This window comes from Clostridium thermosuccinogenes (assembly GCF_002896855.1).
Lineage (GTDB): Bacteria > Bacillota > Clostridia > Acetivibrionales > DSM-5807 > Pseudoclostridium > Pseudoclostridium thermosuccinogenes.
Window position 1 is genome coordinate 901,411 of sequence record NZ_CP021850.1, and the last position, 24,361, is coordinate 925,771.

Below are 24,361 nucleotides of genomic sequence, written 5' to 3' on the forward strand. Positions count from 1 at the left end.
TCATAACTCCTGCTTTTTTATTTTTCAACATCGTTTTCGTTTACCAATATTTCTAATTTTTCTGGTCTTTTAGCGGCTTTCAATGGTATTTTGAATTTTATGCTAATGCTTATATTTTCCTGCGAGTTGTCTTCCTGAGGCTTGCCTGCATCTGGGCTGCCGTTTTCCGTTGCTGTGTTTTCGTTGCCGTCGGGTGTGACATCCGGGGCAAAAACAGGATTATCTTGATGTATGTGATCTTCACAATTATTGGACGGATTATCCGTTGAGCCATCGTCTGTTGCATTGGGCATGTTATTGTCGTTTAACCCGGCATCCCGCTGTAAGTTATCATCTCCTGCCGCTTCCTGATTAGTTTTGCCTTCTGCCTCATCAAAATCCGGTAAGGCGACAGTTTCTTTGTTAAGTGGATCACCTTCCGGCACCGGAGCATAATGCGTCTCTTTTTCTTGCGCATGCAGCTTCTCCTTATCTTGCGTATGGTATGTCTCTTCTTCCCCATGCCTGTTATGATATTTTTTGCCATAGTCCAGTAAAAGGAACTTTTTAAGTATGGAAGGACTCCATTTTACACGGTTTGCTTTTATCCTAATTCTCTTTTTCATGCCACTGCCCTGCTCATTATAATATTCTTGATGTGCATTTGAAAATTCAGCTGTACCCTGGCTTGTTTCAAAGGCGATATACATATCCTGATAAGTTTTTTTCACTTCCATTTCCTGTCTGTTTAGTTTGGTTTTCTCCATAGATTTGCTGCTGTATATATTTTGAAAGCTATTCTGTGGTATAAGGAACTTTTTTAGCATGGATGGACGCCATTTTATACGATTTGTTTTCATAACCGACCTCCTTTCGGCTTTATCGTTTCAAAATACCAAGAAAGCTTATTCCAGGCTTAATCCCTATAACATTAAAGCACTGGGCATTTTTAACTGTCCTGCCTTCAGCACCCTTTCTCCGGCAAGGGATATGTAGAATTTACTAATACATCTTATGTGAAGACAATAAAAATAGTTCTTATGTCAACACTTTTAATAATTTTTGCTTGACTGTGGGTATATTAATAAAGCAAGGACTTCAGGTGAATACTTGAGTACATCCGGCAGCATATAGAAATTCATTTTCAAGACAAGCATTTTGTGCTATTATATCAATAATGCATTTAGTAAAAAATGGGGGATGTTCATTGAATAATAAAATCAGAGTTGGAATAGTAGGATACGGAAATCTTGGCAGGGGCGTTGAAAAAGCACTGACAAGAAATCCTGATTTTGAACTGAAGGCTATATTTACAAGACGGCAGCCTGATAAGTTTGATAATAAAGGCATAGTACATATTTCAAAGCTCAAGGAATACCAAGGACAGCTGGATGTAGTGATTTTGTGCGGAGGTTCCGCAACCGATCTGCCCGAGCAGGGGCCTATGATAGCTTCAATGTTCAATACCGTGGATAGCTTTGACACCCATGCGAAGATACCCGAGTACTTTTCCAAAGTGGATGATGCGGCCAGGAAGGCAGGTACTCTGAGTATAATATCCGTGGGATGGGACCCGGGGCTTTTTTCTCTGAATCGCCTGATGGCCGAAGCTGTCCTGCCTGAAGGAAAAACTTATACCTTCTGGGGAAGCGGGGTAAGCCAAGGTCATTCCGATGCCATAAGGAGAGTCAGCGGGGTAAAGAATGCAATACAGTATACCGTTCCTGTGGAGGATGCCATTGAAAGGGTAAGGACAGGTGAGAATCCTGAGCTTTCCACCAGAGAGAAGCATATACGTGTTTGCTATGTAGTTCCGGAGGAAGGGGCTGATTTAAGCAGGATAGAGAGTGAAATTAAAAACATGCCCAATTATTTCGCCGATTATGATACCACTGTGAATTTCATAACTGAGGAGGAGCTTAAGGCAAAACATTCCGGAATGCCTCACGGTGGTTTCGTAATACGGACCGGTGCTACGGATGCCGGCACGAAGCAGAAGATAGAATTCAACCTTGCCTTAGACAGCAATCCTGAGTTTACAGGAAGCGTTCTTGTGGCTTATGCAAGAGCAATATTCAGGATGGCAAAGGAGGGTCAGACAGGAGCCCGCACAGTGTTTGACATACCTCCTGCCTACCTTTCGCCCAAATCTGCGGAAGAGCTGAGGCTTGAACTTTTGTAATATTCATTTGCCGTTTAGATGCGGAAGGAATAACTTCTCCGTCGGAGCGTCGGTTATCCCGTCTTCCGACGGAGGAGTGCAATACTTGTTGTTTTAACCCTATGCTTGCCGGAAAGGCCTTTCCCCTGAATATTTTGAAAGGGTAAATACGGTAAAGAAAGCTACCGGAACAATAACCAAGGCCTTTAACACAGGCAGAGTTTCAGGCATCATATCATCTATAAATCTGATAATCATAAAGGCTAAAATTCCTATCAGAGCATATATCACTATGCCGGATATCGACACTTTGATGTCACAGTTTTTCCTGATTTCGTGGAAATTGAGTATCAGTAGCGTCAACGACGAAATTATCAAGGTTATGCCGTACCCATATATGTTTATGGACGGGATACCTGTCAGTATGTAAATGAGCACAACGTCCTGTATAGAGGTTATGAGGGAGTTCCTGAGCAGGACATTCTGCTTACCCAGGCCATTTAGTATTCCCAGGGTGGGTAAGGACAAATAGCTTATGAAAGAAGGTATTGCGGCAAATCTGATAAAGCCCGCCAAATCTTTTCTGTTATAGAATATTTTGCCCAGTGTATCGGGAATGCACATATCTACTACAAGGCTTGAAATACCCACAACAGATGCAATTTTAAGCACCTGTACTATTCTTCTCTCCAAAGCCCAGTAATCCTTTCGGCTGGCGCTTACAGTGAGATCGGGCACCGTGACGGTCATAACGGAGCTTATTATGATGAGCGGAAAGGTGGTTATCGTAAGGGACATGCCGCTGAATTTACCAATCAGAGACAATGCCGTCGAATAGGGTAACCCGCTGCTTACAAGCCTTCTGGGCAGAATAAGGGAAGAGGCTGTGGACAGGATGGAAGAAAGCACACCCTCGATGCACAGAGGAATGGATATTACCAGCACGTTGGCCAGGAGCTGCAGTCGGTTCTGAGCTCTGAAGCTGCTTTTTGGAAACTTTTTTTTATGTATTTTGTAAGCCGAATACAATATGATAAAGCTTAACAATTCTCCCATCGCCAGGGCAGAGCATGCAGCGGCCACAGTACTGCCGATGGTGCTGTGAGGCAGCAGGGCCATGATGCTCAAAAGCACCACTATCCTTATGCTTTTTTCTGCAATGTCTATGAAGGCAGGAATCCTGAATTTTCCTATGCCGTAGAAAAAGCCTTTCATTATGGCCGAAAGGGGCACAAATATGAGGGCGGGGGTCAGCGCTTTAAGGGCTGGGGAGCTTCTGATATCTTTGATCAAATGGCGCCCTATAAAGGATGAGCCTGTAAAAAAGACTAATCCGACAAATGCAGCCCACATCAGGATTATATAAAAAACTGTGCTGACAGTCCTCACAAGGTTTTTGAAGTCTTTTTTGCTGTGAAAAACGGCGGTATTTCTTGATAACGCCGTCACCAGGCCATCACTGACCAGACAGAGAACGAGCGAATATACCGGCATAACAAGCCCGTAAAGCCCCAATCCTTCGGTTCCCAGTTCTCTGGAAAGGACTATGGAAAATGCAAAAGCTATAACTCCTGTAAATACGTTGGACAGTATCAGGATAAGGGAATTTCTATAAAATCTGTCAATTTTCATTATTATCCGCTCCACATCATGCTGTTTATAAAATATTCACGGAGCTGTAAATATATGCCTCACCATCAGGATGCCTGCAGCTTGGATAAGCTGTTAAAGGCCTTTGGGAGTTTTAATGGAACCAGTAGAGCATAAACAAAGGCTGCCGGGCATATAAAACCTGTAGATTGATTTGGCAATACTAGTAAAAACAAGAAATGAAGTTGGCGGGAAAGTATAAAATTAAAAGGATAAATAACCGATATAGAATAGTATATGTGAGAGATTGCAAAGCATTGCTGGCTTTTGCCGCATTGCTGGTGCTTCTTTTTGCCCTGATCGGAAGCACGAGATTAAGCGGATTCAACAAAACGATGGATGCGGAGATCATAAAGCAGGGAGCCAGTGAGCAGTTAGAGGAAGGCGGGGAAACCGGTAAGGCCGTAAAAGGTGGAAGTGAGGAAGACGATGAAGGCAGCAGGATAAGCCGGTTAAGGGATGTCCTGATTGAGCAGCTGGGCAAGCCTTACGCTTACGCCATGGAAGGCCCGGATTCTTTTGATTGCTCCGGACTGGTAAGATTTGTATACAGACAGATAGGCATAGAACTTCCCCGAGTTGCGAAAGACCAGGCCGAAGCAGGAAAGGCTGTAGACCAAAGCAGCCTTCGGTTCGGTGATATACTGTTTTTCAGCGAAGACAACGGGGACATAACCCATGCAGGAATATATGCAGGCCACGGGTATATGGTACATGCTCCGAAGCCCGGAGATGTAGTTAAGTTGGAAAGAATAGACACAGAGTATTTCCAAAATACCTTTGTCAAAGCAATACGGATAATTTAACAAATCAATATTATTGATTTGCATGATGCCAAAACGAGTAAGTTAAGGTATAATAGTATACATGATGTCCTTTTGTTCCCGGAGGAGGCCGTGCCGGAATTGATAAAGGAACCCATTATAATCGACGAAAATGAGCTTTATTGAAAAGCTCATGATGTGGACAAGTGTACATAGGAAAAGGAGGTGCCCGGGTGTCGCTTAAGATTATTCAATCTGTCAGAAAAGCCGAGGAACAGGCGGAGGAAATCAAAAGGCAGTCAGTGGAAGAAGGCCGCAGAATTGTGTCTGAGGCCCATAAAAAGGCTGATCTGCTGGAAAAGGATATTATAGAAGCTGCAGAAAAAGAAGCAAAAAGGATTATTGCTGCTGCTGAAAATTCGGCAAAATCTGAAATAGACAAGCTTAATGAAAAAGTGGCAGATGAATGCAATGCTTTGAAGAAAGAAGCCAAAAAGAATCTGGACAGAGCAGTAGACAAAATAATAGAAAGGGTAGTGAAGTTCCATGGCGGTAGTTGAAATGAATAAGCTTACCCTGATAGGCCTCAACTCCGACAAGGAGAAAATACTGGAGAGGCTGATGGAGCAAGGTGTAACTGAAATAGTTGATAAAGACAGGCTTTCTTCGGAAGAATGGTCATCCCTTATGGAAAAGGACGGTGACTCCGAATCCGTACAGCAGCTGGGTAACCGAATAGAAAAAGTGGCTTCGGCTTTAGGCAAGCTGTCGGGATATGAGGTGCAAAAAAAGTCATTGTTCGAGAGCAAAAGAAGCGTAAGCAAGGATGAATTTGATAAAATAGGAAGGGATGAGGACAGGATATGGGCAGTAGTCGAGGATATAATGCGGCTGGCTGCCAAACAGGAGGAGCTGAAGTCTGAAAAAAATAAAACCGTGAACTTCATCCATACCCTGGAGCCGTGGAAGTCTTTCGATGTTCCCCTGAACCTCACAGGGACAAAAAGCACGGTGGTTTCCCTGGGAGTGGTTCCCGCATCTGTTGATGTCGTCGTCATGGAAAAAGAATTGGCCGAGCAGGTGCCTGAAAGCTATATGAAATGCATAAACAAGGATAGGTACCAAAGCTATCTGTTTTTAATTTATCACAGCAAACTGGAAGAAGAGACTACCAGGGTAATGAAGAAATATGGCTTTACCAAGGTAACTTTTAATGATCTTAAAGGAACAGCTGCCGAAAATATAAATGCAGCTATGGAGAAAATTTCCCGCATAGATAAGCAAATTCATGAAATCAAGTCAAAAATAAAAGCTTACGCAGTTGAAAAACCTGATATAGAAACTTATTATGATTGCCTGGTAGCCCGGAGGGACAGGAAAAAAGCTCTGGGGAGCATCCTGAAAACTGAAAGCGTGTTCATGTTGGAAGGTTGGCTGCCTCGTGATTTAAGCGAAACCCTGAGAAAGGATTTGACCGGCAGCTATGAATGCATAGTTGATATAGAAGAGCCGGAAAAAGATGAGGATTTTCCTGTTCTGCTTAGCAACGGAAAGGTAGGGCAAGCCGTGGAAAGCATAACAGAAATGTACGGACTGCCCAATTGCCGTGAGATCGATCCCAACACCGTCATGGCTCCGTTCTTTGTGATTTTCTTCGGACTCATGCTGGGCGACGGGGGCTATGGCCTGGTGATTACCATAGCTGGTATACTTGCACTTTGGAAGTTCAAGTTTAACGACGAAATGAAGAAGACAGCCAGATTGATTTTATACTGCGGCATATCCACAATGTTCTGGGGATTGATGTTTGGAAGCTGGTTTGGCATTGCGGCTCTTGCCGAGCGCCCGGTATGGCTGAATCCTGTCGAACAGCCGGAGGAAATGCTCAAGTGGTCTCTACTGTTCGGCGTAATTCACATTTATGTGGGCATAGGCGTGAGGGGAGCCAATCAGATACGGAGGAAGAAATATCTGGATGCAGTACTGGATACACTTCCCTGGTATATATTTTTTACCGGCTTTATCATGTTCGTGCTTCCTTATGTTCCCAACACGAATGCAGAAGCTCTTGGTCCTGTTGTAGACGCAGGTATAAAGCTTTTCATTATTGGAGGCGTAATCCTGGTGCTGACTCAGGGAAGGGATGGCAAAACTATCCTGCAAAAGCTTATAGGAGGAATAGCCAAGCTTTATGATGTTGTGAGCTTCATGAGTGATATCCTTTCCTATTCAAGGCTTATGGCTTTGGGCCTTGCCACTTCGGTAATAGGGTCTATCATTAATGAAATGGGCGCCATGGGAGGCCTGGACAACATACTCAAAATACTGCTGTTTATTTTCATCTTGCTGGTCGGTCATGCAATCAATTTTGCCATCAATGCACTGGGAGCGTATGTGCATTCCAGCCGACTTCAGTACATTGAGTTTTTTGGTAAGTTTTACGAGGGCGGGGGTAAACCCTTTAAACCCCTAAAATATAACACAAAATACATCAATTTAAAAATCAGGAGGTAATTCTATGGGAGCTTTATTTCAAAACGGTAACTTTTGGGCAATACTTGGAGCAGCGATAGCGTTTATTGTAGCAGGAATAGGATCGTCAAAGGGAGTTGGCATTGCCGGACAAGCTGGTGCCGGTGTTTTGAGCGAGGATCCGGATAAATTCGTACCTGTCATGGTATTGGAGGCACTGCCTAGTACACAGGCTATTTACGGTTTTGTTATCGCATTCTTTATAATAGGAAAAATCACTACAGGAGGAACACTTCCTTTCACCTCCGGAATGATTCTTCTTTTGGCTGGAATGCCTATAGGGTTGGTCGGCCTGGTGTCAGGAATTTTCCAGGGTAAGGTTGCAGCTGCAGGTATAAACATGGTGGCAAAGCAGTCAGGTGGAATGGTAAAAGGCGTCATATTAGCCCTCATGGTCGAGATGTTTGCAATACTGGCTCTGATTGTATCCATACTGATGATAGGCAAAGTCTAATATAAACATAAGGGAGTGTCCCCAAATGGCTGAAGTGGAAAAACTGATAAGCAGAATACTGGAGGATGCCCGTGCTCAGGCGAATGCAAACATAGAAAGGGCAAAATCCGAAGCGGATGGTATAATAGACGCCGCAAGACAGAAGGCTGAGCAAAAAAGCAGAGAAATCCTAGAGAAGGCCGAAAAAGAGGCTGTAGAGAAGAAAAAGCGACTAATTGCTGTCGCTGAGCTGGAAGCAAGAAAAGAAAAGCTGAGAGCAAAGCAGGATGTTATTGAGGAGGCATTCAGCATCGCGTTGGATAAACTGCGCTCCATGCCGGATGATAAGTATCAGGCGATACTGGCCGATATGATAGCAAACTCTTCGGAGAGTGGAGATGAGGAGATTGTGCTGTCCGAAAGGGACAAAGGAAGGATATCCCCTTCTTTTGTGGAGGAAGTAAATGACAAGATCAGAAAAAAAGGGTTAAAAGCCGATATCCGGTTGTCAGCGCAATCAGCTGCCATAGGTGCAGGATTTATTCTGAAATCAGGAGATTATGAGCTGAACAACTCCTTTGAGGCCATTGTAAAGATGGCCCGTGATGAACTGGAGATGGAAGTTGCCGGACTGCTTTTTAAGGAATGATGTGCTGTGTTTGGCAAAATCCAAGGAAAATGAGGGATTTACAATATGGACTCCAAAGATTACAAATACACATATGCGGTTTCGAGGATACGGGCAATAGAAGCAAAGCTTTTAGACCGGGCTAAATTCGACCGTATGATTGATGCAAGGACGCCGGAAGAGGCTTTGAAAGTGTTGGCTGAGGCCGGCTACGGCTATACCCGGTCAGAAACGGGTAAAGCTTATGATTATGAGGATATGCTTAAAGAAGAGCAGAAAAAAGTCTATGACCTCTTGAAGAAAATCGCTCCGGAGCCGGAGATTTTCGTCCTGTTTTTGCTAAAAAGCGATTATCATAACGTCAAGGCCATATTGAAGGCGGAATTTTCAGGACAGGAAGCAGCAGACTTTTTGCTGCTCGATTCCGGATCGATACCTCCGGACAAAATGAAGGCTATCGTAAGGGACAGGAAATTCACGGAGCTTCCCGAAATAATGCGCAAGGCGCTGGAGGAATGCATCGATGCTTATAACAAGACGGCCGATCCCCAGGTCATAGATTTGATTCTGGATAAAGCCTGCTATGAGCATATGTGGGAGTTGTCCTGCCGGCACAAGAACAGCTTTTTGAAGGAACTTACGATAATTATGGTCGACCTTGCAAACCTCAAGATGTTCCTGCGCATAAAGATCCTCAGGAAGCCGTGGGAGCTTCTGCAAAAGATATTGATACCCGGCGGAAGTATCGACAGCAAGCTGTACAAGCAGGGCTTGGAAGCGGATATGGAGCATTTTTCGGATGCTGTTTTGCATACAGCCTATGGCTCTTTGGTGAAAGAGAGCATAGAAGCCTATAGATCGACAGGCAGCCTTACCAAGTTTGAAAAGCTGTCTGACAATTACATTATGAATTATATAAAAAAAGCAAAGTATATTTCCTTCGGAATTGAACCGTTGGTGGCCTACCTGCTGGCAAAGGAGACGGAAATAAGAAATGCAAGGATTATTATGGTGGGCAAGATAAATAATATACCCAATGAAGTGATAAGAGAAAGGCTAAGGGAAGCTTATGTATAAAATAGGAGTTATAGGTGACAAAGACAGCGTATTGGGTTTTAAGGCTATCGGCATGTCGGTTTTCTCCGTGACAGATCCCCAGGAAGCCGGAGAGGTCCTTGACCGGATGGCCGAAGGTGATTATGCGGTCATATATATAACGGAGCAGATAGCCAAAGATATTATGGACAAGATAGATAAGTACAAGGACAGAAAACTGCCTGCTATAATTCCAATACCCGGCAACCAGGGTTCTCTTGGAATCGGAATGCTGGGCGTGAAAAAATCTGTGGAGCGGGCAGTAGGCGCTGACATACTTTTCAGGGATGAATAGAGGCAATCTGACACGAAAGAAGGGATGAAACATGAGTCAGGGAACTATCGTTAAAGTCTCAGGACCTCTGGTTATTGCAGAGGGAATGAGGGATGCAAATATGTTTGATGTGGTCCGGGTAAGCGAGCACCGTCTGATAGGTGAAATCATAGAGATGCACGGTGATAAGGCGTCAATCCAGGTCTATGAGGAAACCGCCGGCTTAGGACCCGGGGAACCGGTAGTATCCACCGGAGCGCCTTTGAGCGTTGAGCTGGGTCCCGGATTGATTGAAATGATGTTTGACGGCATTCAAAGACCTCTTGAAGAAATGAGAAAGAGGGTAGGAAGCAATATAACCAGGGGAATAGATGTGCCCGCTCTGGATAGAAACAAGAAATGGAAATTTGAACCGGTTATGCAAAAGGGTGCTAGAGTTGTAGCCGGGGATATTATAGGAAAAGTACAGGAAACAATAATAGTTGAGCATAGAATAATGGTTCCTTATGGGATAGAAGGGACTCTGGAAGAGATATATTCAGGGGAGTTTACCGTAGAGGAAACTGTTGCCAAAATAAGAAAGGACGACGGTCAACTGGTCGATATTCAAATGATGCAGAAATGGCCGGTGCGTAAGGGTAGGCCGTACAAGGAAAAGCTCTCTCCGGATATTCCTCTGGTCACCGGACAAAGAGTTATCGATACACTGTTTCCCATCGCCAAGGGTGGAGTTGCTGCGGTTCCGGGTCCTTTTGGCAGTGGTAAGACTGTGGTTCAGCATCAGCTGGCAAAATGGGCCGATGCGGACATAGTTGTATATATAGGATGCGGTGAGCGCGGCAATGAGATGACCGACGTTCTCATGGAATTTCCGGAGCTGAAGGACCCGAGGACCGGAGAGTCACTTATGAAGAGGACTGTCCTTATCGCCAACACCTCGGATATGCCGGTGGCTGCCCGGGAAGCTTCCATATATACAGGCATCACCATAGCTGAATATTTCAGAGATATGGGCTATAATGTGGCTCTGATGGCCGATTCCACCTCCCGGTGGGCAGAAGCCTTAAGAGAGATGTCCGGACGTCTTGAAGAAATGCCGGGAGAAGAAGGTTATCCTGCGTACCTGTCATCGAGGCTTGCCCAGTTCTATGAAAGGGCAGGTAGGGTTATAAGCATAGGTTCGGAAGGCAGGGAAGGTACCCTTACGGCAATTGGAGCTGTATCCCCTCCAGGAGGGGACATTTCCGAACCGGTATCCCAGGCTACCTTGCGAATTGTAAAGGTATTCTGGGGGCTGGATGCCAGCCTGGCTTACAGAAGGCATTTTCCGGCAATAAACTGGCTGCAGAGCTATTCCCTGTATCTCGACAGGTTGGACAAATGGATGAATGAGAATATAGCGAAAGACTGGAGCACCTTAAGGACGGATACGCTTAGGATTTTGCAGGAGGAAGCGGAACTGGATGAAATTGTAAGGCTTGTGGGCGTGGATGCGCTGTCACCTGCCGACCGGGTGACCCTTGAAGCGGCAAAGTCCATAAGGGAAGACTATCTCCATCAGAATGCCTTCCACGATGTGGATACTTACACATCCCTCAGCAAGCAATACAGGATGCTCAAGCTCATCCTTTCCTTCTACTACAAGGGAAGAAAAGCTGTTGAGTCGGGAGTCGGCATCAGAGAATTGTTTGCAATTCCCGTCAGGGAAAGAATCGGCAGAGCCAAATACGTGCGGGAGGATCAGGTGGAAAATGTGTTCAACAGCATTGAAGCCGAGCTTAACCAGCAGGTGGAGGCACTGATGTCAAAGGAGGTAGAACAGTAAGATGCTGAAGGAATATAAAACAATATCGGAGATAGCTGGTCCTTTGATGCTGATCAAGCATGTCAGTGGTGTAAAATACGGGGAACTGGGTGAAATAGAGCTGCCCGACGGGGATACGAGACGGTGCAAGGTTCTCGAGGTGAATGGCGATAATGCTTTGGTTCAGCTTTTCGAAAGCTCCGCTGGTATAAATGTGGCGGAGAGCAAGGTTAGGTTCCTGGGCAGAGGCATTGAGCTCCCGGTATCTCTTGATATGCTGGGAAGAGTATTCAGCGGAATGGGAAAGCCTATCGACGGAGGCCCCAACATAATACCGGATACCCGGCTGGATATAAACGGAGTTCCTATGAATCCTGCAGCCCGGGATTATCCTTCGGAATTCATTCAGACCGGCATATCCGCCATAGATGGTCTTAACACTCTGGTGCGCGGCCAGAAGCTGCCTATATTTTCCGGCTCGGGATTGCCCCATGCGCAGCTGGCTGCCCAAATAGCGAGACAGGCCAGGGTTATGGATGAGGACAGCAATTTTGCCGTTGTATTTGCTGCAATAGGTATCACTTTTGAGGAAGCAAACTTCTTCATTTCGGATTTCAGGAGAACCGGGGCGATAGACCGTTCGGTATTGTTTGTAAACCTCGCCAACGACCCGGCCATCGAACGCATATCCACACCTCGTATGGCCCTTACGGCAGCAGAGTATCTCGCCTTTGAAAAAGACATGCATGTGCTGGTTATACTTACTGATATTACTAACTATGCCGAAGCCCTGCGGGAAGTTTCCGCGGCAAGGAAGGAAGTCCCGGGAAGAAGAGGTTATCCGGGGTACCTGTATACCGACCTGGCCACCATATACGAAAGGGCCGGTAGAAAAAGGGACAAGAAGGGCAGCATAACCCTGATACCCATCCTTACCATGCCTGAGGATGACAAGACCCATCCGATTCCGGACCTCACCGGATATATAACGGAAGGGCAGATAATATTGAGCAGGGAGTTGAACAGAAAGGGCATAGAGCCTCCCATAGATGTGCTTCCATCCCTTTCCCGTCTTAAGGATAAGGGTATAGGCAAAGGAAAGACCAGGGAAGATCATGCCGATACGATGAACCAGCTTTTTGCCGCTTATGCAAGGGGCAAGGAGGCGAAGGAACTGGCTGTTATCCTGGGTGAGGCTGCTCTTACGGATACGGACAAACTATATGCAAAGTTTGCTGACAGGTTTGAAAAGGATTATGTATCCCAGGGATTTGATGAAAACCGAAGCATCCAGGAAACCCTCGATATAGGCTGGAGCCTTCTTTCAATACTCCCCAGGGCCGAACTTAAGCGTATACGGGATGAATATCTGGATAAGTACCTGCCGGAGAACAAGGGCTAATGCCGCCGGAAAGAGGAGAGAAATGATATGGCAGTTATGAATGTAAATCCGACACGTATGGAAATGACTCGGCTCAAAAAAAGGCTTGCCGTTGCCCGAAGAGGACATAAGCTTCTCAAGGACAAAAGGGATGAGCTGATGAAAAAATTCCTGGATACGGTGCGAAAGAACAAGGAATTGAGGGAGAAGGTGGAGAAGCTGATTTCAGATTCCTACACCAACTTTTTGGTGGCCAGGGCAGTCATGTCCTCTGAAGTTCTGGAAGAAGCCCTAATGTTTCCCAAGAAGAGCATTTCTCTGGATGTCGGAAGCCGCAATATAATGAGCGTGGATGTGCCTGTATTAAATTATAAAGCGGACGGCGGTGATGACGGAGATATATATTCCTATGGCTTTGCATCCACCTCCAGCGAGCTGGACGCCTCAGTAGCCGCCTTGGCATCCGCTCTGCCCTACATGCTGGAGCTGGCGGAAACGGAGAAAACGGCACAGCTCCTGGCAGAGGAAATCGAAAGGACGAGAAGACGCGTGAATGCTTTGGAGTATGTGCTGATACCGCAGCTTACGGAAACCATAACTTACATCGCCATGAAGCTGGAGGAAAATGAGAGAGGAAATATAACCCGGCTCATGAAAGTGAAGGATATGATGCTGGAGCAGGCACACCATTATGAGGAAAGACTGAACGGGGAATAAGAGACAGTTATAAAGAGCAGGCATGAAGCTTGCCTTAATACCAGTTTAATGTTATATAAAAATAGATATACAATACTGACATATAAAGCTGTAAAAGCTTGTTATCCAATCGATATGAAAGATATTAATTTGCAGTATAATGTTTAGTTTGTGTTATATTAATCGTGATGGAGTTAATGCAAATAGAAAAAGAAGTTGCTGTCTGCAGGATGAACTGATCTCTGCCAAGTAGACGGAGTAAAAATAAACTCTGTTTACTTTGGGGGGGGCATATCAGGACGCAGTAAGCAGCTTCTTTTTTTAAAAGAGTCTTTTAAGGAGTTTCTTTGTGCTTTCAGGGATTTATTTTTAATAGCTAGCAGAATAAAGTTACTGCAATCCACGTGTCAAAACGAGCGGTAACCAATCCCGGCTCAGGCTTAAAAGAGCTTTTGTTGAAGGCAAAAATCGTTTGATGCATCATCAAGGATTAATTCCATGAAGATATAATTCCATGAAAGTTTAATCCCATGAAAGTTTAATCCCATGAGCTTTCCCATATAGCAAGCGATATTGATATTCTGCGAAATTGCTCCCTGTTTTATGTGTTTCCGGATAAACTGGCGAGTAAGCATGCGTTCTTTTATATCCACATTGCAGATGTGAAAGCTTAAGGATAAAAAACAGATGACTTTGCGACTCAACCCTAAAAATGGCATATTCTCAAGAGGGGATTCTCAAATTTGGAGTACGGTGCATATACCTTCGGCAACGGTAACATTGTACGAAATTAAGAAAAATTAACATTATTGTAATTAAACTGTAAAGTTTGTAAAATTTCTGCCGAAATATACTTTGCGTTATATTATTTTGAGAGGAGTGTAAGTGGATGAGCGAGAGGCTCATAAGTGTTTTGCTGGCTAATGGGGATCCCAATGGAAATTTCAATCCGAAGGACGATATCACCAGAGCTGAAGTGGTAAAATCCTGGACAACTCGATAAAAGCTATGCTTTTTAGAAACCATCTTTTCACGTCATCGCGTTCTGCCTCTTTCTTATTGGCTTTGCGGGAGCCTTATTTTAAGAGCCTTTTTTGAGGAGGAAATTCTTTTTTGAATAACGTCAATGAAATTCATGGATAATATGAATATATTACTGAATCCATTAAGGAAAGGTAGGCAGTTAAATGGCTTATGCATTCTTCTATATATCAATAGCAGCAGTATGGGTAGCATTAATAGTGATAACCTACGGGTTCCGGCCTGCAGGCTTGAGACATTGGATCATCGCCATTGTAACAGCTGTGATATCCTTAGCCTATGATATTATACTGGGCACGCAAATGAGATTGTACTATTACATAGACCCTGCCATCTCCAATATTTGTATGGTGCTGTCCGGGTTATTCCTGTATCCGCCTTTGAATGTGATATTTAGCCTGTATCTTCCTGAAGCTCGCAGCAAGGTATTTTTATATACTTTAATCTGGATTGGGGCAATGCTGGCTTTTGAATTTGCCGGAGTTTATACCGGTACGTTAGTGTTTACAGGATGGCGGGCTATGCCCTGGTCGGTGGTTACATATGCATTTACCTATGCCTGGGTTATATTGCTATACAGATATCTGGGTAAATTTAAGAATTATCAGTTAACATAAAGACGGAGACGGCAGAAGTCTTGATAAATCAATGCTTCATAATTTCTTGTCAATCGGTAGTTTCTTCAGGATTGCAGAACCTAGCTTCACCACATCCAGCGGAGTGTCGTATATGATCTGCTTGATTCCCGGAAGGCCTATCACCGCCATCAACATATCAAATTCTTTGTTGGTGGCGCCATTGAAAGCTTTCCTGAATTCCAGCAGCTTGTTGTTTCTGTCTCTTATGTCTTTTATAAGGGTACTGTAATCCAACCCTTCCATAATAGAACGAGCAGCCATCACTCCCGTCGTTATGGAGCTCAACTGGCCGAAGCCCAGAAATGGATCCACAATTCCTGCGGCATCCCCGGCAATATAAATATTATCCACACGATAAGGATATACCTGGGCACTTTTATGCTTTAGTTTGAATTCCTGGACTATGGTATACCTTATTTTTTCCGTATACCAAAACAGATCCCAGTAATAGTCAATCTCCTTTTCATTTACATCGGTTACAATAAGGGCTATGGAGGCTCTTTTGGAGTCAAAAGGTGTCAAGTAAGCATATCCGTTTTTACAGTAATCTTTATTTAACCATACATTAAGAGTGTTTATATCAAAATCACCCAGAACGACAGCGCCCCGGACATAGGTGGTCACCCTTTCAAACCAGCAGCCCAGTTCTTCGGTAAAGTTATAATCACCAGTGGCAATCACCACATAATCAAACTTTTTGCTAAGCTCAATATAGTCACCATAGTGATTAAAAACCAGTTCTGAATTTTTTAGACTTGAGAAGAGCTGATTTTTGAGGGAATCCTTATCATTGCCTCTTTTAAAGAAGTATCCGAAATTTCCTTTAATGGTAGCGTTTATGTTGGGAGAGTGATGGCTGATGGTGCGCACCGTATTAAGAGGCTTTATATCTATATCAAACTGTTCTTTAAAATACTTGACGACATCTTTGATAGGACGGTTTATTATTTCAAGGATGGCCGACACATGGCTGATCTGCTCTCCTATATAGGAGTTTTTTTCGTAAATGACAGGCCTTACTCCATATTTCTCCAGTTCGTGGGCACAGGACAATCCCGCAAGGCCGGCACCGATTATGGCAACTTTCATAGAAGCTAACCTCCATACTTCTCCAAAACTTTAAACCAAACTATTACGAGAACTGAACCAATAGCGGTTAATATTGTGAACAAAGCAAGATTCAAATCTATCCCTCTTTTCCTTTATTTAGCACTACCACAGAAAACCATCCGATTACCATCAATGCCAGTATATTGACCGTCAGGCTGTTGTACAAATGCCAGTTCATATATACAACATCGCCTGAAATCACCAGCATGATTTCTATGGCTGAATATATGGCAGTAAGCACAATGATATTTATTATCCTCCAAAAGCGTTTTCGCGGATAAAACTGGGCAAGCAGCGTGCCTATGACAAAAACCGGTCCGAATAAGAAAAAAGGCGTTGTGTTGGCAAACATCAAAGGACCTTCTATCTTATACAGGCCAAGGTCAACAGCCTGCATATCTACGATCAGGGCAAGCAATGCCGCCCACATCCCACACCAAATGTTTGCTTTTAGCTTCTTCCAGTCTATCAGGTATAAAAAAATAATCCAGCTGGCTGCAAAAAAAATTATCCATCTCATATGCCACCTCAATATCTGGGCTTGGATGTAAATATCTTTGCTATGATTTTAGGCTTGGATTCAAGCCTCTCTATTCTCTGCTGGAGGCGCACGATAGAGCGCATTTCATCGTCCCTCAGCTCTGCAAACATCTTTCTTATTTCTGGATTTCTTACCTTTATCATATAATCATTGTACAAAATCTGGCTTGAAATTCTGTAGTTCAGTATGTCTTTCAGCATGTCCACTTCTCTCATTGTGACGTCACCCTAACCCTTGCAGATTCAACTGCATGATTTTATCCTTTATCATGCTAATATGCCCCTGTGCCTCGCTTTTAAACTCATCGATCATTTCTTTCAGTTCTTCTGATTTCATGTTCTTGGAGTAATCTTCATATTTTTTGATCAGCAGTTCCTCCCGATCGATAGCCGATTTAAAGACCATGCTTATTATGAATTCATCGGGAATCCTTTTCATGCGAAACCTCCTTTTATTTAGTGCCGGATCAGGCTTTTCCCATTTTACCTTGCAAAGCTTTCTGTTGGTATGGATGCTCAAACATTTTTTTACATAAGGTGCTTATTAATATTTTTTGTCCCATAGGCAAATATTATTCTCAACGGTGGATTTGAGAAAAAAGTTGTAAAGGAAATTGATATAAAGAAAAATTGATATAAAGAAAAATTGATATAAAGAAAAAGAGGCGGTATTGAAGAAATATGAAAGTTGCTATAGCAGGTGCAGGAATTTCCGGGTTGGCTTGTGCATATGAGCTTGAAAGGTATGGCATAAAGCCTGTGATACTTGAAAAAAGTCATCAAGCAGGAGAGAAGATCGTTGATGCGGCTGCCATGATCAGCGTGTTGGGCAGGCTGCATTGTGATCCTCTAGAATATATAAACAGAAAGTACAAACTGAATATCGCACCTTTGGATACTTTACGGGAGATCACCATCAAGTGCGACAGGCAGGAAATATCTGTAATAGGAGATTTGGGATATATTTTTACAAGGGGAAGAGAGGAGAATTCATTTGAAAATCAAATCGCTGCAATGATTCGCACACCGATAACCTTTAATGAGCAGGTTGAGCTGGATTATATAGAGGACAGATATGATTATGTGGTTGCTGCTACCGGGGAAGAGAGCTTTGCTAAAGAAATGGGAGTCTGGACTTTGTCTTTCAGCTCCTTTGTCAGGGTTGCTGCGGTGCTGGGTAGCTTCAGGACCGACTGTATAAAAATATGGTTGAATACAAAGTATGCCAGAAACGGATATGGTTATCTCATACCTTGCAACAGCGCTAAAGCCAATCTGGTGCTGACGGTAAACGACATCACCTATGATGAGATGGATCATTATTGGATGGCTTTTCTTGAAGAGGAGGACTTGAGGTATATAATAACTGAAACCAGGGATTATGAGTCCAAAATCGGAAAGCTGAAAAATGTAAGCGTCGGCAATGTTTGTTTTGTAGGCAACTCCGGAGGATTTATCGATGATTTTTTTGGCTTCGGCATGATGGGAGCTGTGGAAAGTGGCATACTGGCAGCCAGATCCATTGCAAAAGACATGGATTATAACAGGCTTTCCAGGCCATTATTAAAGCATGCAGCCAGGGTTTCCAAGCTGAGGAATATCCTCAATACTTATGACAATGAGGATTATATAAAGGTATTGTCTGCCATCGGACGCATCCCGGAAAGAGAACTTACATATAAAGCTCCTTTGTTCCGACCGACAGCCCATAGCACGGTAATTTCAAAGTTGCAAGACTTGTTGAAGCGACGATAGCAATTGGTTTTGTCAAATTACTATGATATTTAAGCGGAAGACAATTGCTGAAGGGCTTATTTTACACGTAGTGCAGTAAATTGGACAAAAACCGACCCACCATATTTCTTCATCTTTCTTAAACTCCTTTCCTGAATAATTTTGGCGTAAAAACGGAGAAATGCAGACTGATAACTCAATAGATAATGAAAGATATGCAAAAACCGAATATTTGATAAATAATTAACGTTTTTTGTTTTGCACTTATCATGTATTATGTGTTAATATATTGACAATGCGTTTAAAAGGAGGAAGTAAATATGGTAAAATCCAAATCAAAAGTTGCAATAATCGGCAGTGGATTTGTTGGAGCTTCTACAGCTTTTGCAATGGCTATTAACGGGCTGGTAGCCGAAATGGTTCTCATTGATGTTAATAAGGAAAAAGCCTTTGGTGAGGCTATGGATATAAATCACGGCTTATCGTTCCTGAGTCCCATGTCAATTTATTCGGGTGATTATTCAGACTGCAAGGACTGCGACATAATAATCATAACTGCCGGAGTTAACAGAAAGCCCGGTGAAACCCGTCTGGATCTTGCAAAGAAGAATGTATCCATAATGAAGGGTATTGCCGAAAATGTCATGAAATATTACAACCAAGGGGTTATACTTATGGTAGCCAACCCGGTGGATGTTCTGACTTATATGTTCCACAAATGGGCAGGGCTTCCTGAAGGTAAGGTGATGGGTTCAGGTACGGTTCTCGATAGTTCCAGGTTCAGATACCTGTTGAGCGAGAAGCTTAATGTGGATGTAAGAAACATCCATGGATACATGATTGGAGAGCACGGAGACAGCCAACTGCCTGTTTGGAGCGGTGTCAATATTGCCGGAATGAAGATTGACGATTATTGCAAAGCCCATAATATCAGTTTTACTGAAGAGGACAAGCAGAAAATAGTTCAGGAAGTCAAGATGGCGGGAGCAACCATCATAAAAAATAAGGGAGCGACTTATTATGCCATAGCTTGTTCGGTTAACAGGATTGTAGAAGCTTTGTTGAAGGACCAGAACTCCATAATGACAGTAGGCAGTGTTATAAACAACAAGTACGGAATAAATGATGTCGCATTAAACCTGCCTTGTATAGTGAACAGTAATGGAGTGGACAGAGTTCTGGACATCAGCCTCACGGATGAGGAGCTCAAAGCTCTTAGGTATTCTGCCGATCAGGTAAAGGCTATAATCGATCAGGTGAAAGATATATAAGGACTATATGCATTCGGGGATAATCCCAAGCTTTCCGGTTCAGGGATTGCCTTTCTGGAAGAGAAGGCTTTAACCAAAAGGTTGATATCAAACAATTAAATAAATGCTAAGAATAAATGATAAAACGGTGAATCTCAGGATTCACCGTTTTTCTATTTTAGCAATGTTCTAAAATTGTACAGGCATGAATATATTCTTTTATGAATATGCCGGGATTGAGATTTATTCAATTTTTACTGGAGGGGAGATTATTGAGGAACGAGCCGGTATTTAACATCGAACTGAAGGATGTTCTGGGTGCACTGAGAAGAAAATTCTATATAATTATTTTCCTGACGGTTCTTTCATTGGCTTTATCCATATATTATACAAAAATAAAAACTGTTGTTTATTATGAGACCAGGGCATCACTAATGGTGGGTAGCTATGTAAGGGATGCATCGCCCCAGTTTAACGGCGACAGCATTGCTGGTGTGTTGGAGCTTATGGAAGCTTATAGGGTTATCGCCAATACCTCTGCTGTGGCAGAAAAAATCATAGAAAAACACGGTCTTAATGTCACCGCCGATGAGATAAAAGGTCTTATAGATGCCGTACATCAGCCGGAAACGCCTTACCTGGACCTGACATTCAGCTGGGTAAACAGCGAGGAGGCTGGCCAAATACTGGACACCCTGATAGAAGCATATATCAATGAAGTGAAAAACATTTTTCCCGCCAGCAGCATCAGGGTGATTGATAGGGAAAGAAATCCCAGAGGGGTTGGCGAATCGTTATATAGGATATCAGCCAGGCTGGTAATAGGAATCGACTCTGCCAGCAGCGCTACCAATCCTCCCCAGTACCGGGCCGCCAATATTTCCAGCTACCAGGTACCGGAAGAAGCTTTCTATGCCATTGCAAAAACGAACTCCGTTGCAAAAAAGGTAATAGAAAAAGCAAATCTGAAAACATCCACTGCTTTTTTAAAAGGCCGTGTATCTGTTGACCTTTATAGAAATACACCCTTTTTGGATGTTATAATCCGGTGGCCTGATCATGATGAAGCCATAACTGTACTGAATGGTTTTGTAGAAACCTATATCGATGAGGTAAAGCAATTTTATCCCTCCAGTGAATTGAAAATACTTGAGAAGGATGAAACACCTCAGGAGATAGTTATATCAAGAGACAGACTATATGTAACAGCCGGTTTGGCAGCCGGGCTTGTTCTGTCAGTCCTGCTGATATTTGCCATGGAATTTATGAATGACAATTTAAGGACGGAGACGGATGTGGAATCAAGCCTGCAGCTATCCGTAATCGGGCTCATACCGGAAGAGAGAAGGAAGTTTTTAAAATCCGGCTTCGGACTATCAGAGAAATTGAGTTATGCCGCTTCTGAGGCATGCAAGATTTTAAGAACCAATATCTATTTTACATCAGACAATGCCCGCGTCATCGCAGTAACCAGCGGCATGCCGGGAGAGGGAAAAACCGTAACCGCATCCAGTTTGGCAGTGGCGCTGGCTCAGGATAACAAGAAGACAATACTGGTGGACTGCAACATGAGAAAGCCGGATGTGCATTCGATATTCAAGACATCGGAAATCGGTCTGTCCAGCATACTTATGAATGAAGTCGAATGGTTTCTTGCCATACATAAAAGCGAAGTAGAAAATCTCTCAATACTGGCTGCCGGGGAGATATTAACTGAGCCTGTGGAGGCCCTCGCATCGGATCATATGAAATATCTTATTGAGGTACTGCGCAGAGAGTTTGACTATATAATCCTGGATACCCCACCTTTGAATCTTGTGACGGATGCCTGCGTCCTGTCGGAATACATCGATGGATATATCCTCGTGGTCTATTCCGGCAAATCGAGCAGATATAACACATTAAAAGCAAAAAAACTCCTGCAGTTTGCAGATGGTAAAATTCTTGGAATAGTATTGAACGGATCAAAAGAGGCGGACATTTGTAAAAAGTATAAAAAGCTGGCAAGGATTCAAAGAAGAAGGGCAGGAAAAAAGCATGTACCGGACGCTGGTGAGTATGATGTTAATGGCATGAACGAGCAGATTACGGTGTTCCCTTCCCCAAAAGCAAACGAAAGCTAGCAGGTCGGATTACCTAAAACTGTTAATATTGCCCGGACAACTTGCATAGATATAAGTAAATTCAGGAAGGCTGTCATTTGTGGGGGTATGTAAATGAGGGACAGCAAGAGAATATATTTATCTTCACCGCATATGGGCGGATTGGAGGAGCAATTTGTCAGGGAAGCCTTTAATACCAACTGGATAGCTCCCTTAGGTCCACATGTGGATATGTTTGAAAGGGAATTGGCCGAACTGGTAGGTATAAAACATGCTGCAGCGCTGTCTTCCGGTACTGCGGCAATCCATCTGGCTTTGAAATATCTAGGAGTAAAAAGAGGGGATAAGGTCTTTTGCTCATCCCTTACCTTTGCAGCCAGCTGTAATCCAATATTATATCAAGGTGCAGAACCGATATTCATAGATTCAGAACCTGAAAGCTGGAATATGTCTCCCAGAGCCCTCAAAAAGGCTTTCGAGGATAGCGCTGCTGAAGGAGTAATGCCCAAAGCGGTAATAGTGGTCAACCTTTATGGTCAAAGTGCTGATATGGACAAGATAAAGGAAATTTGCGCCTGCTACAACGTACCGGTGATAGAGGATGCGGCAGAATCCTTGGGAGCTACTTACCGGGGAAAATACAGCGGAACCCTTGGGTATTTCGGCATATATTCCTTCAATGGGAACAAAATCATTACGACAGCAGGTGGGGGCATGCTGGTATCCGACGATGAAGAGGCCATAAAGAAAGCCCGTTTCTGGGCGACCCAGGCCAGGGATGCTGCAAGACACTATCAGCATAGTGAAGTGGGATATAACTATAGGATGAGCAACGTGCTGGCAGGTATAGGCAGAGGACAGCTAAGGGTGCTTCACGAAAGAATCCGAAAGAAGAAGCATATTTATATGGCATACAAGGAAGGCCTGTCGGATTTGGAGGATATTGAATTTATGCCGATAGCCGCATATGGAGAGCCCAATTACTGGCTGACGGTGATCACTCTGAAGCAGGGATGTGGAGTTGAACCGCTGGACATACTCCAGGAGCTGGAGGACAACAACATCGAGTCGCGGCCGGTATGGAAGCCCATGCACCTGCAGCCTGTATTCAAGAGTTGCCGATTCTATCCTTTTAGCGATTCAGGTACAAGCATATCTGAAGATATCTTTAACCGGGGGCTATGTCTGCCTTCCGACACCAAAATGACGGATGAAGATTTAAACAGGGTTATGAGCGTAATCAGGAAGCTCTTTAAAAAATAGTTTAGGGTGGAAATACATATGCTTGCCAAAAGGTTTTTAGACATAGCCTTGAGCCTGGTGGCCGCAATACTGGGTATGCCATTGATTATCGCAATAACGGTGCTGGTTTTAGTCAAGCTGGGACGCCCTGTGCTGTTCACGCAGGAAAGGGTGGGCAGAAAAGGCAGGATATTCAGGATATATAAGTTCAGAACCATGGTGGATGCAAAAGACAGCAATGGAAATCCACTTCCGGATGCAGAAAGGCTGACGGGTTTTGGAAAATGGCTTAGAAGCACGAGTCTGGACGAACTGCCGGAGCTGCTCAATGTCATAAAGGGAGATATGAGTCTTGTGGGTCCGAGGCCTTTGCTGGTAGACTACCTGCCCCTTTACAACGAAAGGCAGATGAAGAGGCATGATGTCCTTCCCGGCATAACCGGCTGGGCACAGGTAAACGGGAGAAACCTCATCAGCTGGGAAAAGAAGTTTGAACTGGATTTGTGGTATGTGGACAATTGGTCGTTGTGGCTGGACATAAAGATTATTCTCATGACAGTTGTTAGGGTATTGAAGCGGGAAGGCATTAACCAATCCGGTATGGTTACGGTGGAAAGGTTTAATGGATATAACTGATTTGGAGGGCTGGAACGTGAAGGATTTGGTGATTATAGGAGCCGGAGGGGTAGGCAGGGAAACGGCAATGGTGGTGGAACAGATAAATCAGGCAGGCGCTGAATGGAACCTGCTGGGATTCATTGATGATGATGTACGGCTCCACGGAGCTTTGGTAAACCGGTACAAGGTTTTGGGAGGAATGGACCGGATTGATAGTTTCAAAGAGGCTTATGTAGTATGCGCAATAGCCAATTGTGCCGTCAGAAAAAGCATAATCTGCGCTGTCAGGCAAAAGGTTAAAGGATTCGCCAATATCATCCATCCGTCGGTATATCTATCCCCTGATAACTCCATTGGCGAGGGAAACATAATTTACCCCGGTGTGGTACTCTCAACAAACGTAACCATAGGAAACCATGTGATTATCAGCCCTAAGTGCGGGATAGGACATGACGCGGTAATCCGGGATTACTGCTCCCTGCTTTGGAATGTAAACGTTTCAGGTCATGTGGACATTGGTGAAGGAGTAACCATGGGAAGCGGATCTACCGTCATACAGAACCGGACAATAGGAGAAGGCACAATTGTTGGGGCCGGAGCAACCGTGATCCATGACCTTCCTCCATATTGCACCGCTGTAGGTGTACCGGCAAGGGTGATAAAAAATAACATAAAACCGGCATAAATCA

25 protein-coding genes are annotated in these 24,361 nt (G+C 43.9%); 19 read left to right on the forward strand and 6 right to left on the reverse strand.

Going from position 1 to position 24,361, the window contains the following annotated elements:
- Positions 1-17: 17 nt before the first annotated feature.
- Entirely contained in the window at positions 18-839 is an 822-nt protein-coding gene (locus CDO33_RS04015; RefSeq protein WP_103079990.1) for a hypothetical protein, read from the reverse strand.
- A gap of 347 nt (positions 840-1,186) precedes the next feature.
- Here CDO33_RS04015 and CDO33_RS04020 point away from each other — a divergent pair, with 347 nt between their 5' ends.
- Positions 1,187-2,161: a diaminopimelate dehydrogenase gene (locus CDO33_RS04020; protein WP_103079989.1), complete on the forward strand. Its 975-nt coding sequence runs from the start codon at positions 1,187-1,189 to the stop codon at positions 2,159-2,161.
- 99 nt (positions 2,162-2,260) lie between these two features.
- On the opposite strand, the gene spoVB is transcribed toward CDO33_RS04020, so the two are convergent.
- The gene (gene spoVB, locus CDO33_RS04025) at positions 2,261-3,772 is read right to left on the reverse strand and encodes a stage V sporulation protein B (RefSeq protein ID WP_103079988.1); all 1,512 of its coding nucleotides are present in this window, start codon (positions 3,770-3,772) and stop codon (positions 2,261-2,263) included.
- 257 nt (positions 3,773-4,029) lie between these two features.
- On the opposite strand from spoVB, the gene CDO33_RS04030 reads away from it, so the two are divergent.
- The 12 genes from CDO33_RS04030 (at position 4,030) to CDO33_RS04085 (ending at position 15,055) form a co-directional block, all read left to right on the forward strand.
- The gene (locus tag CDO33_RS04030) at positions 4,030-4,596 is read left to right on the forward strand and encodes a C40 family peptidase (RefSeq protein ID WP_161496420.1); all 567 of its coding nucleotides are present in this window, start codon (positions 4,030-4,032) and stop codon (positions 4,594-4,596) included.
- 191 nt (positions 4,597-4,787) lie between these two features.
- The gene (locus CDO33_RS20570) at positions 4,788-5,114 is read left to right on the forward strand and encodes a hypothetical protein (protein ID WP_103079986.1); all 327 of its coding nucleotides are present in this window, start codon (positions 4,788-4,790) and stop codon (positions 5,112-5,114) included.
- Positions 5,101-7,068 carry a V-type ATP synthase subunit I gene (locus tag CDO33_RS04035; protein WP_103079985.1) on the forward strand — a complete coding sequence of 656 codons (1,968 nt, stop codon included), beginning with the start codon at positions 5,101-5,103 and terminating at the stop codon, positions 7,066-7,068. The genes CDO33_RS20570 and CDO33_RS04035 overlap by 14 nt, the downstream gene beginning before the upstream one ends.
- 4 nt (positions 7,069-7,072) lie before the next feature.
- Entirely contained in the window at positions 7,073-7,540 is a 468-nt protein-coding gene (locus CDO33_RS04040) for a V-type ATP synthase subunit K (RefSeq protein WP_103079984.1), read from the forward strand.
- Positions 7,541-7,565: 25 nt separating this feature from the next.
- A complete protein-coding gene (locus CDO33_RS04045) occupies positions 7,566-8,168 on the forward strand; it encodes a V-type ATP synthase subunit E (protein WP_103079983.1) in 603 nt (200 codons plus the stop codon).
- 45 nt (positions 8,169-8,213) lie between these two features.
- The gene (locus tag CDO33_RS04050) at positions 8,214-9,224 is read left to right on the forward strand and encodes a V-type ATP synthase subunit C (protein ID WP_103079982.1); all 1,011 of its coding nucleotides are present in this window, start codon (positions 8,214-8,216) and stop codon (positions 9,222-9,224) included.
- Entirely contained in the window at positions 9,217-9,537 is a 321-nt protein-coding gene (locus tag CDO33_RS04055; protein ID WP_103079981.1) for a V-type ATP synthase subunit F, read from the forward strand. Before CDO33_RS04050 ends, CDO33_RS04055 begins: the two co-directional genes overlap by 8 nt.
- Positions 9,538-9,568: 31 nt before the next feature.
- On the forward strand, positions 9,569-11,341 hold the full coding sequence (locus CDO33_RS04060; protein ID WP_103079980.1) for a V-type ATP synthase subunit A: 1,773 nt from the start codon (positions 9,569-9,571) through the stop codon (positions 11,339-11,341).
- Between the two features lies 1 nt (position 11,342).
- Positions 11,343-12,722, forward strand: coding sequence for a V-type ATP synthase subunit B (locus CDO33_RS04065; RefSeq protein WP_103079979.1), 1,380 nt, complete (start codon positions 11,343-11,345; stop codon positions 12,720-12,722).
- A 27-nt stretch (positions 12,723-12,749) separates the two neighbouring features.
- Positions 12,750-13,418 (forward strand): V-type ATP synthase subunit D, encoded by a 669-nt coding sequence (locus tag CDO33_RS04070; RefSeq protein ID WP_103079978.1) that lies wholly within the window; start codon positions 12,750-12,752, stop codon positions 13,416-13,418.
- An 868-nt stretch (positions 13,419-14,286) separates the two neighbouring features.
- Complete coding sequence (locus CDO33_RS04080; protein WP_103079977.1) at positions 14,287-14,400, forward strand: S-layer homology domain-containing protein; 114 nt, start codon at positions 14,287-14,289, stop codon at positions 14,398-14,400.
- 184 nt (positions 14,401-14,584) lie between these two features.
- The gene (locus CDO33_RS04085; RefSeq protein ID WP_103079976.1) at positions 14,585-15,055 is read left to right on the forward strand and encodes a hypothetical protein; all 471 of its coding nucleotides are present in this window, start codon (positions 14,585-14,587) and stop codon (positions 15,053-15,055) included.
- Between the two features lie 36 nt (positions 15,056-15,091).
- Here CDO33_RS04085 and CDO33_RS04090 read toward each other — a convergent pair whose 3' ends face one another.
- The 4 genes from CDO33_RS04090 to CDO33_RS04105 form a co-directional block, all read right to left on the reverse strand.
- The gene (locus CDO33_RS04090; protein ID WP_103079975.1) at positions 15,092-16,165 is read right to left on the reverse strand and encodes an FAD-dependent oxidoreductase; all 1,074 of its coding nucleotides are present in this window, start codon (positions 16,163-16,165) and stop codon (positions 15,092-15,094) included.
- Positions 16,166-16,262: 97 nt separating this feature from the next.
- Positions 16,263-16,706, reverse strand: coding sequence for a hypothetical protein (locus CDO33_RS04095; RefSeq protein WP_103079974.1), 444 nt, complete (start codon positions 16,704-16,706; stop codon positions 16,263-16,265).
- Between the two features lie 8 nt (positions 16,707-16,714).
- Positions 16,715-16,942 (reverse strand): ferritin-like domain-containing protein, encoded by a 228-nt coding sequence (locus CDO33_RS04100; RefSeq protein WP_103079973.1) that lies wholly within the window; start codon positions 16,940-16,942, stop codon positions 16,715-16,717.
- Positions 16,943-16,949: 7 nt separating this feature from the next.
- Positions 16,950-17,165, reverse strand: a complete 216-nt coding sequence (locus CDO33_RS04105) for a hypothetical protein (protein WP_103079972.1) — start codon at positions 17,163-17,165, stop codon at positions 16,950-16,952.
- Between the two features lie 242 nt (positions 17,166-17,407).
- On the opposite strand from CDO33_RS04105, the gene CDO33_RS04110 reads away from it, so the two are divergent.
- From CDO33_RS04110 to CDO33_RS04135, 6 genes are all read left to right on the forward strand, one after another.
- Positions 17,408-18,481 (forward strand): NAD(P)/FAD-dependent oxidoreductase, encoded by a 1,074-nt coding sequence (locus CDO33_RS04110; protein WP_103079971.1) that lies wholly within the window; start codon positions 17,408-17,410, stop codon positions 18,479-18,481.
- A 299-nt stretch (positions 18,482-18,780) separates the two neighbouring features.
- Positions 18,781-19,731 (forward strand): L-lactate dehydrogenase, encoded by a 951-nt coding sequence (locus CDO33_RS04115; protein WP_103079970.1) that lies wholly within the window; start codon positions 18,781-18,783, stop codon positions 19,729-19,731.
- A 251-nt stretch (positions 19,732-19,982) separates the two neighbouring features.
- Complete coding sequence (locus tag CDO33_RS04120; RefSeq protein ID WP_161496419.1) at positions 19,983-21,833, forward strand: polysaccharide biosynthesis tyrosine autokinase; 1,851 nt, start codon at positions 19,983-19,985, stop codon at positions 21,831-21,833.
- 93 nt (positions 21,834-21,926) lie between these two features.
- Positions 21,927-23,075 carry a DegT/DnrJ/EryC1/StrS family aminotransferase gene (locus tag CDO33_RS04125; RefSeq protein ID WP_103102770.1) on the forward strand — a complete coding sequence of 383 codons (1,149 nt, stop codon included), beginning with the start codon at positions 21,927-21,929 and terminating at the stop codon, positions 23,073-23,075.
- An 18-nt stretch (positions 23,076-23,093) separates the two neighbouring features.
- Positions 23,094-23,690 (forward strand): sugar transferase, encoded by a 597-nt coding sequence (locus tag CDO33_RS04130; protein ID WP_103102771.1) that lies wholly within the window; start codon positions 23,094-23,096, stop codon positions 23,688-23,690.
- A gap of 16 nt (positions 23,691-23,706) precedes the next feature.
- Positions 23,707-24,357 carry an acetyltransferase gene (locus CDO33_RS04135; RefSeq protein WP_103080010.1) on the forward strand — a complete coding sequence of 217 codons (651 nt, stop codon included), beginning with the start codon at positions 23,707-23,709 and terminating at the stop codon, positions 24,355-24,357.
- The last annotated feature ends 4 nt before the right edge of the window (positions 24,358-24,361 follow it).